13 protein-coding genes and 1 pseudogene are annotated in these 14654 nt (G+C 55.0%); 4 read left to right on the top strand and 10 right to left on the bottom strand.

Going from position 1 to position 14654, the window contains the following annotated elements; all coding sequences use genetic code 11:
• Positions 1-243: 243 nt before the first annotated feature.
• From GV827_RS20885 to GV827_RS20870, 4 genes are all read right to left on the bottom strand, one after another.
• Complete coding sequence (locus tag GV827_RS20885; protein WP_164355815.1) at positions 244-1053, bottom strand: GNAT family N-acetyltransferase; 810 nt, start codon at positions 1051-1053, stop codon at positions 244-246.
• Between the two features lie 38 nt (positions 1054-1091).
• Complete coding sequence (locus GV827_RS24145; protein ID WP_164355813.1) at positions 1092-1472, bottom strand: GFA family protein; 381 nt, start codon at positions 1470-1472, stop codon at positions 1092-1094.
• Between the two features lie 128 nt (positions 1473-1600).
• A complete protein-coding gene (locus GV827_RS20875) occupies positions 1601-2479 on the bottom strand; it encodes a sulfurtransferase (RefSeq protein ID WP_164355812.1) in 879 nt (292 codons plus the stop codon).
• Entirely contained in the window at positions 2479-2775 is a 297-nt protein-coding gene (locus tag GV827_RS20870) for an antibiotic biosynthesis monooxygenase family protein (RefSeq protein ID WP_164355810.1), read from the bottom strand. The genes GV827_RS20875 and GV827_RS20870 overlap by 1 nt, the downstream gene beginning before the upstream one ends.
• 397 nt (positions 2776-3172) lie before the next feature.
• On the opposite strand from GV827_RS20870, the gene GV827_RS20865 reads away from it, so the two are divergent.
• Positions 3173-4102, top strand: coding sequence for a DMT family transporter (locus GV827_RS20865; protein WP_164355807.1), 930 nt, complete (start codon positions 3173-3175; stop codon positions 4100-4102).
• Positions 4103-4453: 351 nt separating this feature from the next.
• Here the strand turns inward: GV827_RS20865 and GV827_RS20860 are convergent, their stop codons facing one another.
• Positions 4454-4942: a phosphoglycerate mutase family protein gene (locus GV827_RS20860; protein ID WP_164355804.1), complete on the bottom strand. Its 489-nt coding sequence runs from the start codon at positions 4940-4942 to the stop codon at positions 4454-4456.
• Positions 4943-5374: 432 nt separating this feature from the next.
• Between GV827_RS20860 and GV827_RS20855 the strand changes: the two genes are divergently transcribed.
• Positions 5375-6547, top strand: coding sequence for an adenylate/guanylate cyclase domain-containing protein (locus GV827_RS20855; protein WP_164355802.1), 1173 nt, complete (start codon positions 5375-5377; stop codon positions 6545-6547).
• 445 nt (positions 6548-6992) lie between these two features.
• On the opposite strand, the gene GV827_RS20850 is transcribed toward GV827_RS20855, so the two are convergent.
• Positions 6993-7511: a hypothetical protein gene (locus GV827_RS20850; protein WP_164355800.1), complete on the bottom strand. Its 519-nt coding sequence runs from the start codon at positions 7509-7511 to the stop codon at positions 6993-6995.
• A 307-nt stretch (positions 7512-7818) separates the two neighbouring features.
• Complete coding sequence (locus GV827_RS20845) at positions 7819-8766, bottom strand: LysR family transcriptional regulator (protein WP_164355798.1); 948 nt, start codon at positions 8764-8766, stop codon at positions 7819-7821.
• A 110-nt stretch (positions 8767-8876) separates the two neighbouring features.
• Here GV827_RS20845 and GV827_RS20840 point away from each other — a divergent pair, with 110 nt between their 5' ends.
• Positions 8877-9098 (top strand): hypothetical protein, encoded by a 222-nt coding sequence (locus tag GV827_RS20840; protein ID WP_164355796.1) that lies wholly within the window; start codon positions 8877-8879, stop codon positions 9096-9098.
• A gap of 168 nt (positions 9099-9266) precedes the next feature.
• Here the strand turns inward: GV827_RS20840 and GV827_RS20835 are convergent.
• The 3 genes and pseudogenes from GV827_RS20835 to GV827_RS20825 all read right to left on the bottom strand — a co-directional run.
• Positions 9267-9668, bottom strand: a pseudogene (locus GV827_RS20835) (nucleoside deaminase); the annotation flags it as partial.
• Positions 9669-10216: 548 nt separating this feature from the next.
• The gene (locus GV827_RS20830) at positions 10217-10831 is read right to left on the bottom strand and encodes a DUF6854 domain-containing protein (protein ID WP_164355794.1); all 615 of its coding nucleotides are present in this window, start codon (positions 10829-10831) and stop codon (positions 10217-10219) included.
• Positions 10832-11611: 780 nt separating this feature from the next.
• Positions 11612-13480 carry an adenylate/guanylate cyclase domain-containing protein gene (locus tag GV827_RS20825; RefSeq protein ID WP_164355792.1) on the bottom strand — a complete coding sequence of 623 codons (1869 nt, stop codon included), beginning with the start codon at positions 13478-13480 and terminating at the stop codon, positions 11612-11614.
• 410 nt (positions 13481-13890) lie between these two features.
• Here GV827_RS20825 and GV827_RS20820 point away from each other — a divergent pair.
• Positions 13891-14648, top strand: a protein-coding gene (locus GV827_RS20820; RefSeq protein WP_164355790.1) for an IS5 family transposase whose coding sequence is annotated in 2 segments (ribosomal slippage) — positions 13891-14227 and positions 14227-14648 — 759 coding nt in all. Because the reading frame shifts where the segments join, the coding sequence is not laid out codon by codon here.
• The last annotated feature ends 6 nt before the right edge of the window (positions 14649-14654 follow it).

The raw sequence follows: 14654 nt of genomic DNA, 5'->3' as shown, positions 1-14654 counted from the left end.
TATTGAAAAACCAAGGCACTGAGCCACAATCCCCATAGCACCGAAAGCCGCCCGCGCTTTCCTCCTTGTCAGATTTATCGCCGCTGCAGCTCACGCTGACAGCAGCCACAAACCTTAGACTTTGCTGAACTTCGCTGCTGCTACAGCAATGACTGCTTTGGGTTACCCACACCACTCAAAGTCCGTCTGATGTTAGTTTCGACAAAACTAGATTGTCTTCCGCTTGCTATTTTGGGTCGACGACTAGCGTGTGATGCGGTCGGCAGATGTCGAAAACATCACCACGGACTTGCCTTCAACCTGACGCAATCCACAGCTTTCCAGCATGGCCCGCGATGGTGCATTGTCTTGGGCAACAAATTCCATCGTGGATACCGCTCCAAGCTCAGTCACGGCGGCGAGGTTACACATCGCGTCTACTAGTTTCCCCAAGCCCAAACCGCGAAGCTCAGGATCGACAGCAATCAGACCGACCCATGCCGACTTGAAGAACGGGCTATGGAGATTGTGGGTCATGGCTCCAAATCCAGCCGCGACGATTCTGTCGTCCGAAGCATGTAAGGCGATAAGTCTTGCAGGGAACAGCTTCCCCAGAAGCGCATCCGTCGAGAATGGCGAGACGCCCTGGTCCGCTAGAAAAGCCTGAACTTCCTGTGCTTTCTGAGGGGTCATTGCGTCGTCGGGGATACGTTTCACGCCATCAGGAAGACCGCTTTGAACAATTCTCCCGCAAACGTCGCGGACGGTCATGGCATCAGCCATGAAGAGGTCCCAGACGTGCAGTGTGGGATCAAAATCGCTCAGTTCTTCTTTCGCAATTTCAATTGTCGCATCGTCAGCACCTCGAAGCGTCACCATGCCTTCTTCAGACATGATCTTTCTCAAGTGATCCCAACCAAGCTTAACCGGATCATCACTTGAAAAAGTACGAGCATGAACGACGGCACCGGGAAGGTCGGAGAGCTCCGGGACTTGCTCGTCGCGTGCCTTCTGCAAGGCTCTTACTTTTTCATTTCCGAAGTAGGGGGAGAACCTCGGGTTGGTTTTGTTCATCTTGGTCCTCACAGTTATCGAGCGCGATCTGCTTGGTACTAGGGAACCGGCCGGTCCCATGGTTGGGCCGCATCCGGATAAATCGATTGAACGGGCTTGTACCTCTCTGGTTCGTCTAAAGAGGCTGCGTGAACGTAAACAAGGTGGTTCATTCGTTCGCTACGGCGGGATATCGGAGAACCACAGTAAGGACAGAAGCTACTCCATGTTGAGCGGCCCGATCCACCTGTCATTCGATATTCGGTCACCCTTCCCTCGCTGAAAAAGGTTTTCGCAACCAAAGGCAGCATTTCAGAGTGACCGGTGCCAGTCAATTTCTGGCAGTCGCGACAATAGCACCGGAACATCGGTGTATCAGCGATAACACCTTTGTATCTTACAGTTCCGCACTTGCATCCTCCCGTTATTTCGGTGCCCACCTATCTCTCCCACCACTGCAAACTCTTTGGATTGTTACACTTCCGTGCGGCCAAAAACAGTCCCGTATCGCCAAGCTGAAGATCGCATCCGGCCATTAGACGTTTGCAAATTCACGAGAATGCCCAGCTCAGCCTGTCTCTATGGGTAGATCATGGTCTGGTCCCCATTCGCTCATCGAATTTTCATAGACAGCAACATCATCATGTCCCAGCTGATAGAGCCAAAAAGCGTCCACGGTCGCAAAGATGCCTCCACCACAGTAGGTGATGTGCCTATCTCCTCTACTGGCTCCGGTACTCTCGATCATCCGCGCGATTTCATCAGCGGGTAGGAACGCGTGGGTGTTGGCGTCCACCAATTCGACCTGCGGCAGGCTAATGCTTCCGGGAATACGCCCCGGCCGCCCATAACGCGGGTTCTCGCCAGAAAAGATGTCACGTCCAAGGGCATTCACGAGGCTGGTCGATGGCTCATCAATTGCCGCAAGGACGTCCTCCTTGTTTACGAACAGTTCTGGCCTAAGCTGGATCGTCAGGTGGCCCCGGGGATAGGTGCTTGTGTTGGTCGAAAGGGGCCGTCCTTTCGACACCCATTTCTCAAAACCTCCGTCGAGCACAGATGCGTTGTCAAACCCCAGCCATCGCAGCATCCACCAAAACCTAGTGGCCCATGACGGGCTTCTGCGGCTGTAGAGCACGACACGCGAGCTGTCGTCGATACCGGCCCTCTCGAATGACGCTGCGACCGTTTCCGGGCTTGCCAGAGTCATTCCGAACGGGCTGTCTTCTTCCGAAAACTCGCCCTGAAGGTCGAAATAGCCAGCTCCGGGGATATGACCTTCTTGATGCTCGGTTGCGCAATGGAGTACGCGATAGGGCCGTTTCCCGCCCTCTTCGAACTGCAAAACGGTCGAACAGTCGAATACCCTGAGATCGGGATCATCTAGATGATCTGCGAGCCAGTCGGTCGAGACAAGCGCGTCTGGGTTTCTGATGACCGTTCGCATCAGCCTGCCACCAGATCATAATGCTTGATCGTCCGGGACTCGACCAATTCGTCTTCCGCCGGGTCGATATGCGGGCTCTGGTAATCTTCACCCACGAACGCCTTCAACGCATCCAGACTCTCCCAAACCATAACGAAACTGAACTCTCTGGGAGAGTCGGCCCGAGGCGCACCGGGAAGCACCTGTACGATGCCTTTTGTTCCTCTCATCAAAGGTATCGCCGTTTCATGAAAAAAGTGTCCGAACTCTTCTTCTTTGCCGGGTCGGGTCACGACCTGGAATATGCGTATGATCATCAATCCGTCCTCCTAGGGCTCGGCTCTCGGATGTATGACTGCCTCATAATCAAAGATAATAGCATACTCCGGAAATCTTTTCGCTTTGGGCGCTGAACCTGACATCCGGTTGCCTAGGTTCGTCACGCTTAAGGTGAAGCACGAGTCCGTCACCTGACCCAAAACGGTCGTTTTTGTCACTTGTCGCGCCATGACCGAAATCGTTGAAAGATCATGCGCCACAAACCCTTAGCAAAACCGCTATTCATTTTGTTACGTTTTTGGCCTTCCTACTGAAAACAGACGTTCGCGCACAGTGCGGCACCGAGCCCAATGAAGACATTCATCGAGAGCGCATATTCAGGCGTAAATGACTGGAAAGTTGCGCAACGCCACCTGCAGGCGTACCTCTAATCCCATGACCACCATCCAAGATCCATTGCGCGGCATTGCGCTCAAGATTTCCAGCGTTTGCGTCTTTGTCGCCATGGCCAGCCTGATAAAGGTCACTGCCGATGAGATCCCGCCGGGACAAGCGGTGTTCTTCCGCTCACTGTTCGCGATTCCCGTGATCTTGGCGTGGCTCGTTTTCAAGCACGACCTCGCTCACGGGCTTGAGGCCAAAAACCCCATGGGTCATTTCTGGCGCGGCCTCATTGGCACAATAGCCATGGGTCTTGGCTTTGCCGGGCTTGGCCTATTGCCTCTGCCTGAAGTCACGGCCATCGGCTACGCCGCGCCGATCCTCGTAGTCGTGTTCGCAGCAATGTTTCTCGGCGAGGACGTGAGGCTTTTCCGCCTGTCTATGGTGGCAATTGGCATGGGAGGTGTCCTGATAGTTCTGACCCCACGTTTCAACGTCGATCCCGAAACTGCCGATGCTGCTCAGGCGCTGGGTGCGATGATTGTCCTGTTGGGTGCAGTTTGCGCCGCTCTGGCACAGGTTTTCGTACGTAAACTGGTGCGCGTGGAGCGCACCGCGGCCATCGTTTTCTGGTTCTCAGTCACAGCCACGGGCCTCAGCCTTCTGACGTTGCCCTGGGGCTGGGTCTGGCCCAGCGCGGGACAAGCCGCAATGCTGGTGGCTGCGGGCCTTTTGGGTGGGGTCGGCCAGATCCTGCTGACTTCCTCCTACCGCTATGCCGACGCGTCACTGATAGCACCATTTGAGTATACCTCGATGTTGCTGGCCATCGGCGTGGGCTATTTTATCTTTGCCGAGGTGCCAACAGTCTCAATGCTGAGCGGTGCCACCCTGATCGTGATCGCTGGCATCCTAATCATCTGGCGCGAACGTCAGCTCGGATTGGAGCGCGGCGCAAGGAAGGCAGGTACACCGCAACCATAGCAGATGCCTCAGAATATGAGGGTCTGTTCAGGAACTGAGCGAACGCCTGCAACGAGGAAGCTTGGCGAGGGCTCCGGCTTTCGCGTTGCATCAGACTTTCGACCTTTCAAATTCAACGGGTTGGCGCAATAGCGCAGAGTTTCCCTTGCGGGCCTGACGTCTGGTGTCCGTGAAAGCCGTCGTTCGGGCACAGCTTAGCGGATTTGGCAGCTTCAAAGTCCGCTTGCTGTCATAGAGCGGTGATCTGACCATTTTGCTCGGATGTCTCAGGAGAGCCATATATTGGTCGACAGAACGAAATGTCAGCCTGGGTTATAACATCGTAGGACAGCTTAAAGCTTGGGTTAGCCCTTACGGCATTCGTATTCTAATTAACCGCGGATCGTCCGCGCCGGGTTGGAGCACGATAAATAGATTGGCGAAATCGCTTTGAATGATTTCGATGTTTGTGAACACTCCAAGGCCCGCAAGAATGCCCGGGATAGTTTCGGCGTGACCGACGACAAGAACCGTGTCCTGTTCGTGATCAAAGCTGAGCAGGTCGATCAGACCAGCCGTGTCCCACCGATCAATTGCGTGAATAGGCAATTCCAAACTATTGGCAATGATATTCCCGGTCTCCTGGGTACGTTTCGCATCTGATGTAAACACAACGTCAAGCTCAATATGCTGAAGCATTTCTGCCCATGCAGCGGCCCTCACTTTCCCTTCGTCGGTAATCGAGGGGTCTTCTCCGCTTATTTCTTTCTCAGCATGGCGAATAACATAAACCGCTTCCTGCGCAGCAGCGGTCGCTGACACCACCATCGCAGCAAAAAGCGTTGACAATAGCAGTCGCATTTCCAACCCCTCCGTAGTTTTTCCGAGGATAGCAGGATAACATGCTCCGGCCCATTGCCGCACCTTTATGCCTCATGGGCCTGCAAGGTCAGCTCTGTCCGGAGGGTGTGTGAAAACTCGAAATTCGCGCCCTTTTGGTGCCGCTCATTTTCCCGAAGCGAGGTGTTTGTGGCTCAGCTCAACGAGAGAGGCTGCAAATCTTGCTGTTCTTGTCGTTTTGCCGCCGCGCAAATAGTTTTCACACAGCCTCTCCGCATTGCTGACCTCTGCTTCAGCAAAGACGAAGGCCCGGTTCCCAGCTCTGTTCCCCCCGAAAAACAGACCTGCAGACCGGCCCGGTTGCTTATTCTTCGTCAGTTTTGACCTAAGTGCCCAATAGCTCCAGTGCATATGCATGCTTTTTGCGTTAGGATAACAGGCAGGAGGCTGCCCATGCATCGAAATTCACGGCTATCGGCTCTCAACTCTTGGCTGGTAGCGGGAGCCCCCGGCACAGAAGGCTTCAGCGAGATCAATGCCGAAATCGGTCGTCGCCTTAAAGCCGCAAGTCTTCCCGCAGATTTCTTTGGCATCTACAAGACATTAATGCATCCCGAATTGCCCGGGCGTTTCGATTACTGGACTGAGGCTGCTGGTCCCAGAACAAGCAGGCTCACACCGCGACAACTCAAGGAAGGTAAGCAGTGGATCGGTACGCCGGGCCAAGTCTGCAGCAGCACAGGCCGGGTGCTGCTCTACACTTTTGGCAACAATCCCGATTTCGACATAAGGCCGGATATGACGGCGCTACGGGAAAGGGGCTATGTGCAAAGCCTTTGCTTGCCTTTGCACTCGAGGTACACGCCCGATCTCAACGTAGCAGTCGCCATGACCAAAGCTGAAGGTGGCTTCAGCGACGATCAGATTGAGGCGTTCCGCAGTCTTCAAGCGCCAATAGCGCGTGTTACGGAAGGCTTCGTGCTTCACGAAAGCACCATCGCAGTCTTGTCCACCTATGTCGGACGAGATGCCGGAGCGCGGGTTCTGACTGGTAACATTCGTCGTGGAGATACCGAGAATATCCCGTCAATCGTGCTCTTCATCGACCTTGAAGGCTTTACACAATTCTCCAACACGATGCCACCTGAAGACACTATCAGCTTCCTTAATCGCTTCTTTTCCGTGCTTGATGAAGGAGTGTGCAGGAACGGCGGTGAAATTCTCAAATTCATCGGGGATGGCGCGATGGCCATATTTCCCACTCCAGACGACAGGGCCGCGCAAGTTGCGGCTGTCGATGGTGCCTTGGCGACCCTGGAAGAAACGCGCAGGTCGATGGCGAACCAAACTGACGGGCAATCAGTGCTCAACTTTCGGGCCGCCTTGAACGTGGGAGACGTGCATTACGGTAACATCGGGAGCGTCAATCGTATGGATTTCACCGTTGTCGGACCGACGGTAAACCTGACCGCGCGTCTATTGGAGCTCGGTGCTTCGCTCGGCAAACGCATAGTATGCTCAGAAGAGGTCATTCGTCTTATCGATGGCGTCTCGGAAAATCTAGGAAAACACTCATTCAAAGGCTTTGAAGAGCCAGTTCGTGTGTTCGCAATCGAGGACTACTGAGTACGTATTAGTCTTTGCCCGCAGAAACTAAAGGTCCGCTTGGTCCGCATGTGAGACGTCCGTAACCGGCGCAGCGTACGACCGGTTTGGATTTCGGCCAATTTGTACGAGTCCAATGGCCGCTTTCGGGAAACGGTGCTGCGCCGCCGCATCTGGTTGAGAAATTTGATTGTCGCGCGTATGGAAGTTTAGCTGCATCAGCATCAGGCGGCTTCGTCCGCCTTGCAGTCATAGCCCCGATTTCGCCGAACGTCCGGTCTGGCTAGAAGCGGTCATTCATAGACGCCGATGCGCAATTTCTTGCGTGAATGGCCGCTTTTGCCAACAGCAGACACTCGCGGGATCAGGCTCTGAGTCCGAGTTGCGGGACTTTTGAGACATTGGCTAACCTGGAATATATCCCAAGGAACAATCTGTTCACGCGAGACTGGCGACCGCGTTTTCCCTATTTCCGCGCGCAGCCACTTCCATTAACCCAAAAATGGCCCTTTGCCCTGTAGCGCGCTGCCAGCTCACGTGTCGCAAGTGCGATCAGGCAATTCAACTCATCTACTCGATCTTGGTCAGGCGTCACGAGCCTGACAGTTACCGAGAAACTGGGCGTGAGTTTTCCATGCGGTTCTATATCGATTTCGGCAGGTGACAGACCGACCGTGACGAAACGCTCGTAAAGCCAGACCTTGGCAACGTCTGCCGCGTCATCCGCCTCATACCATTTGCCCACATCCGCGCCTGTTTCGATCGTCGCGGCGAAATCCGCTTCGGAGTCGTAGGCATATACCATCCCCGTCTTTTCAAATGCTTTAAGCAATGGCGGCACCAAGTATTCTCCAAAACCGCTCGCAAATTGTGAGCTGGTCAATTGGATGATAAACTTTTGGTTCGTAGGAAATTCTGTCGATTGCTGGGCTAGCACCGCGGAAGCCAGAGCCAACGGAAGTAATGCAATTAGGCGGAGGTCCATACCTTGTCCTTCATTCCGAAAACCAAGAAACGAGTCCAACCTAAAGACCTGAGTTTGGCACGGTTTCTGTGCGAGACCCATCTGACATAACCGAGGCCTTCTCCACCACCCCGTATTCACCGCACTGCATTCGATGTCTCACATGCGGATTTTCCGGCTTCTCTCGCAGCTAATTAGTGTATTTTCTTCGACGCTTGAGGTTCACAGCTGGTCTACCGGAACGGGTTTGTCATGGTCCGCCTGATCCCAGGCATGAGCCACGATCGACCATCGACCCTCGGACTTCACTAGACATACTTAGTTTCAGTTATTTGTCGCGCGGTGCCGCTTCATGGTTGGGATGATAAGCTTGAGCGACCATCGCCTTCTCGCGCATCGCCTTGTACGCTGTACGGAACCGGGGAGCAAAGAAAGCGGCAAAGGCACGCACCTCCGGCCGACGGTAGGCTTCGGGGCTCATCACGAGCCAAGACGATACATCCGTTCCGGGCGGCGGATCGAAGCATCGGACAAGCGAGGGATAATCGGATGCAAATGCTATGGTCACGGGTCCAATCCCGAGACCCGCATCAATACTTGTGGTCACCGATTCCGCGTCGCTGGCTTGCGCTACGATCTGATCTGGCGAAATGCGTGCCAACAGCCACCTGTTGAGCAGCATCGTCGGCGGGACGGGATCGTAGACCACAAAACTATGGCCCGGAAACTCATCAGCACATGAGGGAAGACCATGTCGATCTGCATAGCCCCGTGATGCGAATAGTGCTGCCTTTACATCTGTAAGCTTGGTACAGATCAGACGCTCGTCTGTGACCTTGTGAGCGATCCTGATCGCGACATCCGCCTCGCCTGCGACCAGATCGAGTACTTCATAGCTGGCGATCAGCTCGAAGCGGATGTCGGGATACTTCGAACTGAACTCGGAAAGGATAGCGGAAAAGGTTGGAGAAAAGTTTCGCCTTGGAGCCGTAATCCTTATGGCGTGTGTCCTGGATTTGCGCGCCCGTGTTACGGCGGCTTCTACCTCATCGGCAGACTGTTCCATTTTTTCGACGAGTGGAAGCAAACCTTTGGCCGTCAATGTTGGCTTGAAACCATGAGTATCACGTTCGAACAGAACAAGACCAAGTTGATGTTCAAGAGCATCAATCCGCCTAGCTACGGTCGGCTGCGACATGCCCAGCTTTTTGGATGCGGCTAGCGTCGATCCTTCGCGGCAGACGGACAGAAAGACACGGATGTCCGACCAGTTCATGGAATGCCTCTTCAATTGTGAAGAACCGCTCTACGCGAGAGCAGATACCACGGATTGATCAAACGACATAGCATTCTGATGACGCGCACCCCCAAAAGGAGAACTTCAAAATGGCAGCCGCGGACATTTTTTTTGAAACAGAAATGCGGATTGGATACGTGGCTCAACTGCGGCGATGGATCGGACAACGCGCAGCTATGCATGCACAGGAGGCGGAAGAAACACGTGCACGTCTAGACTTCATTCTTGAGACGATGGATAGTCACCCAGAGTTTTTCAGCTCCGAGGAAGCCGTCAGGTGTTCCGCGCTCTATTTTTCAGGTCGCTTCTGACTTTAGCGCACATGATTAGCAATAAGAAACACTGCGCCAGTAAGTAACAAACGGGTCGCAGTGCCTACATTGCACTCGAATTCAATGTAACGGCCTTGGGCGCGACCCGGTGATCCGACCAACCGACACGTACTTGATGGCTTCTTCGGAAGTCACAAATGCGCTAGGCTAACCTCGCCAGAAATCGCGGTGCGGAGCGATGAGTTCTTCTTCAATTTCCGGGAACGGGCCGTAGATCTCGACCTTTTTCTGACCAGAGCCTAACACGGTGCGCGATGGCAAGTTCATGGTTGGGTTCTCGGAGTGATCTCCGGTCAGCGTGAGAAGCTTCGTTTCTTCGAACCCGTAAACCAGTCGCCCAATGTTCGCCCAATAGATTGTGCCGGAGCACATCGCACAAGGTTCGCCAGTCGTTACGAGCGTGCAGGTCCATAGAAACTCAGGTGAATAGGCGACCGAGGCGCGCCGAGCGAGTTCGGTCTCGGCGTGACGGACTGTGTCGATATTGCCCTGGCGCATGAGGATTTCTCCGTCAGGACCAACGAGCACCGCACCAAAAGGATGATGACCATGTTCGGCTGCACTTTACGCCACGGCATTGGCTTCTTGGAGGAATGTGACCATCTGTTTGGGTGTCATGACGATTGACCTGTGCGGAATAGGTAAGTGCGGCCTGCCGTGCTGTTCACTTGCGACGATGACTCCAAGCCTTGCATACAAGACAATACCATAGAGCAACCAATCCGGCACTCAGCAAAGTTGAGGCCGCAAAATTTCAGATCATAGTGATCACGAGAGCGGCGGCTCAGGGCTCGACTGAGACATCTGAGCGGTTCGGTCCGATATCCGCAAAGCATCACTGAGAAGCCATTCGAGACGACGGGATCGAGCTGCGAGGTCCGCTCAGTGCCTTAGCGACCGCTTCAACCCGCACTGGCCATTCGCTGCTGCAGCTTCAGAGGTCTGGGATGCGGACAAACATATCATTGATGACTTGCCGGAAAAATCGGTTTCGGATTCCAACAAATATGCGACAGAGCATTCGCACCATCGCATATCTTTGGTACCTGATAGAACACCTACCGTTACGCGGCTAACCTATTCGAAGTTGCGTTCTACTAACCGGCAATACGCACAATGTTGCGAAAATCGATGTCGATATCGCTGACCATCGAATTGTAGTCATCACTGCCGCGTAAGGCATTGTAGGTCTTTTCTATGGCATCCATCGAAGGATACCCCACTGCCAGCAAACGGCGGCCGGCATGCGACCCAGTCATAATCGTCCAATAACGCATGAACATCGCGCCATTATCTTCAAAAAGGTGCACCATTCCACGCATTCGATCGACCATCGAATCTGCAGATCCCCAACGTGTCAAAACGCCGTATGCCGGAACATCAGTGGACTGATTTTCCAACTCGAGCGGCTCAACTTTCAGGATATTCCGCAATGTCACGTTGACCTTACCGCTACCGATCAATGCCTGATAATCGGCTGATTTGTTATAAACTCCGAATGCCGCATCGATGCCATTTAGCTCCGAGTACCCTTGCATGAGCATCATACTTCCGGCGTGCTCTCCTGTCGCGAGCACCCCATAGCGCGTAATGATTGCACCGGCAGAGGCTTTCAGTTCTTCCGCCAACGCGCCTGTATGCTTTAAAGCCTGGTTCAAGAAACTGGGTTCGCACGAAGCAACGGTAACCATTGTGTAGTTGGTAGCTGTCATTTTACAGATCTCCCCATGTTGCTGCCTCCCCAAAATGGAGAAGCACTTTTTCAGCATACCACAAACCCCGCTCCGCCGATTGCTTGATTTAGCGTGCCGCTTAACACTCGCTCCACTAGCGGGGTTCTCACGACCGCATCGGGCTCGACACTGTCATCGGAGTCATTTTGTCGGATGACCGGTAAGCCTACATAAGCAGTCAATTATGACAAGCCCGCGCCACGGGAAGGGCTGCTTTTGCTCTACAACGACGACTCTTAGTAGGACCGGCCGTTCGCTGCGGTTGTGCTCGACGTCTCAGATGCGGACTTTGCCGACCTTCGATTTTCTGGCTTCGCTGACGCAGCATCCGTTCGCAGTTGCGGCACATGTTCTGTTGCGATGCAGCGCATGTCACCAATCCAGTCATTCACGGGCGTCGATCTGAAGGAAACCGGAACCGAACTTTCGCCGCAGCCCGGTCAGATGGGCAAAGCGCGGACGGAGCGGCCGGTCGCCTGGCGCTCCCGAGTGGCTGGTTTCAACGGTAAACGACTGTATCGCACAGCTGCAAGAGAGGCGGCAACTGAGTTGCAGCGGCCGCTATCGAAAACAGAGGAGCGGCTCGCAAGCGGTCGCTCTTGGAAAACATGAACTATCAAAAAGCTCGGATGTTGGTCTCGATGCCGGAGGCAATGTTCGCATCGAGCCCCGCGACAGTCACTCCGGGTGGTCAGACGGCGATAATACTGGTCAGACGCGCGGCTGGACCGCGCTAACCGACAGAGATTCTTCCATGCGCTATTCAGGCAAGCCGGCACGGCGCAAAAGACCAGTCAGATGTTCCATTTCCTCGGGCTTGCGGTAAGGCGCTATGAAGGGGATGTCGTGCATTCGTAACTCGGGCTGCAACAGCAGCGCCTCTTCGATTTCCCAGCTTGCGTCCTCGATGCGTTCTAAGCCCATGTACGTCGCGGCTAGGAACAGACGTACACGCAGCGCTTCCGGGTTTCGTTCCAAGGCTTCCAGCCCTAGCTCCAGACTTTTTTCGTAATTGCGCTGGCTGAACTGTATCTCGGACATCGCGTTCAGATATGGGAACGGTGCCCGCGGGTTCAGCCGCAAGGCGTACTGAAAAGCATCCCACCCGGCTTGCGGATTTCCGGCGTAATGGCTGTTCCATCCCTGCAACCCGTAACCGTCGGCGTTATTCGGATCGAGCTGGATCGCACGTTTGAAAGCTGCTTCGGCCTCGGCATATTCACGCCGGAACATGTGAACAAGTCCAAGCGAGGTATGGACCTGCGGCAGGTCCGGGTCGATCTCGATCGCCTCCAGCGCGATCCGATAGCCCTGTTCGAGAACTTGTTCGTTATCAAGAAGCGCAACGCCTGCACGATTAGTATACGTCGTGGCAAGCAAAGCCTTGGCCAGCGCGAATTCCGGATCGATGCGCAGGGCGCGCATTAGGATGGATTGGGCATTTCTGCGGGCATCTTCGTTAAAACGCCAGATCTCCTCCCAAGCGCGCAGATAGAGATCGTACGCTTCGAGGCTGTTCGTGTAGCGTTTCGACAACCTTCGCTTTTCTTCCTGCGACAGCTCCACCTGAAGTGCGCCGATGATTTGAGTGGTTACCTCGTCCTGCAGCGCAAACAGGTCTTCAAACTCACGGTCCAGCCGCGCTCCCCAAAGCTGGATGCCGGTCTGGGCGTCGGTGAGATTCGCGCTAATACGCACGTTCTTGTCCGCCCGCTGGACGGACCCCGCCACCACGTATCGAACCCCCAATTCTGCTCCGACCGAGCGTGCATCCATCGACTCGCCTCTGTCCCGGAAAGAGAACGAGGTGTTGCGCGCGATAACCAAAAGACCGCTGACTTGGCTCAAGTCTGAAATGAGGCTGTCTGCCATGCCGTCGCTGAAATAGCTTTGCTCCGGGTCGCCTGAGAGATTCTCGAAGGGCATGACCGCGAGCGACGGGCGGCTTTCGAGGGCGAGCGGCGTAACATTTGGCGCACTCGGCGCCAGCAGGTCCCGTACCTGCGGCCCGAACCACCACGCCGCGCCGAGCAGAACGGCAACCACCGCTGCAAGGACGGTCGGCCCAACCCGCCGCTGCTGCTGCCTAGGCCATGCCCTCTTAGCCATGCCGATGCCATCGGTAACCAGGAAAACATGCACAGGCTCGGGGATGTTTTTGACCCGTTGCAGGCCTAGGTCTTCAAAATCAACGCCGTCAAGATCGCGTAGTTGTGCCCGCGCGGCCCCGGCAATGAGGATTGAGCCAGGCTCCGCCAAAGCTTCAAGCCGCGCTGCAACGTTCACTCCGTCCCCATAAAGGTCATCGTCCTGCACGATCACCTCGCCAAGGTTCACACCAATGCGCACCTGAAGCGGTTCGTCCTTTGGCCGGGAGGTATTGAACTTGGCAATTCCACGCTGCATTCCACGCGCCGCCAGCACTGCCCCCGAGACGCTGGGGAACTCTACCAGCGCTCCATCGCCCATCAACTTGACCACGCGTCCGCCATTACCAGTGATGGCACCGTCGAAGACCTCGTGCCGCGCGGCGGTGACACGGGCCACCGTTCCGACCTCGTTCTCCGCCATCTGGCGACTGTAGCCGACGATATCCATCATCAGGATCGCGGCTAAGCGTTTTTCCACCCCATTGGACACTGGTCCTCCCCTTTGCGATGGAAAGCCTAACCGCAGACCTTCGAACAACCAAGCGGTTCGCGCAGGTCATAACCGGTAAGTGTGCAGGGATTGGCCATAATCACGCATCAGCTCGCAGATAGCGCTTCAGTCGCCGTAAGACCGTGTGATTGGGACTTTTAGGTCCGCCGTTCCATCGGTCGCCCAACCTTTAGCGTTGCGCAACGAACGAGCGGCCGGTTCGGTAACGGTTCACTGCAGCAGCGGGGCGCTGAGGAACTATTGCAATGGCCGTCATTTCTTTGGGACGTAATGTCCGCTGTCTGCGCATTGAGTTAGATACAGCACTAGGGCCTGTGGACATTCAGGATTCCAATTTGGCCCGATTTCTGATTCAAGCTTCCAAAATGGAGGTTTGAATGAACGAGCAGCGATTTGTGGTGTCGGACGTCTTATGGCAGCGGCTTGAGCCGCATCTTCCGGGTAAGGCCAGCGATTCCGGAGCCACGGCAAAGGACAATCGCCTGTTTCTGGAGGCGGTCTTCTGGCGGGTACGCACCGGGTCGCCATGGCGCGACCTGCCGCCTACCTTTGGCCATTGGAACAGCCAGTTCCGGCGGTTTCGCCGGTGGGCCAGGTCCGGAGTATTCGAGAGTCTTTTCAAAGCGATGAGCGAAGACCCCGACCTCGAATTTGCGCTGATCGATGGCACGATAGTTCAGGTTCACCAGAAGGCGACCGGCTCAAAAGGGGGACTCAGGCTCAGGCCATTGGGCGCTCCCGCGGCGGGCTGACGACGAAAATCGTGGCGTTGGTAGATGCGCTCGGCAATCTGGTGCGCTTTCTGCTGCTGCCGGGACAAGCGCATGACATGAAAGGTGTCGCGCCGCTAATCAAAGGCGTTTCATTTAACGCACTGCTCGCAGACAAGGCGTTCGATGCGGACTGGCTGTTGCAAGACCTCGACCAGCGCGGCGCAACCGCCGTTATCCCGCCCAAAGCCAACCGCAAAATCCAGCGCGATTATGACACTGAGGTCTACAAGTGGCGACATCTGGTGGAGAACTACTTCGCAAAGATCAAAGAGTTCAGAGGGATAGCCACAAGATACGACAAAACGGACTGTAGCTACACCGCTTCCTGGAACTTGGCAGCGACCCTCGTCGCATCAAGATGATTGTCC

Origin of the sequence: Sulfitobacter sediminilitoris (assembly GCF_010667575.1) — a bacterium.
Lineage (GTDB): Bacteria > Pseudomonadota > Alphaproteobacteria > Rhodobacterales > Rhodobacteraceae > Sulfitobacter > Sulfitobacter sediminilitoris.
This window is presented reverse-complemented; position numbering and strand designations above follow the sequence as displayed.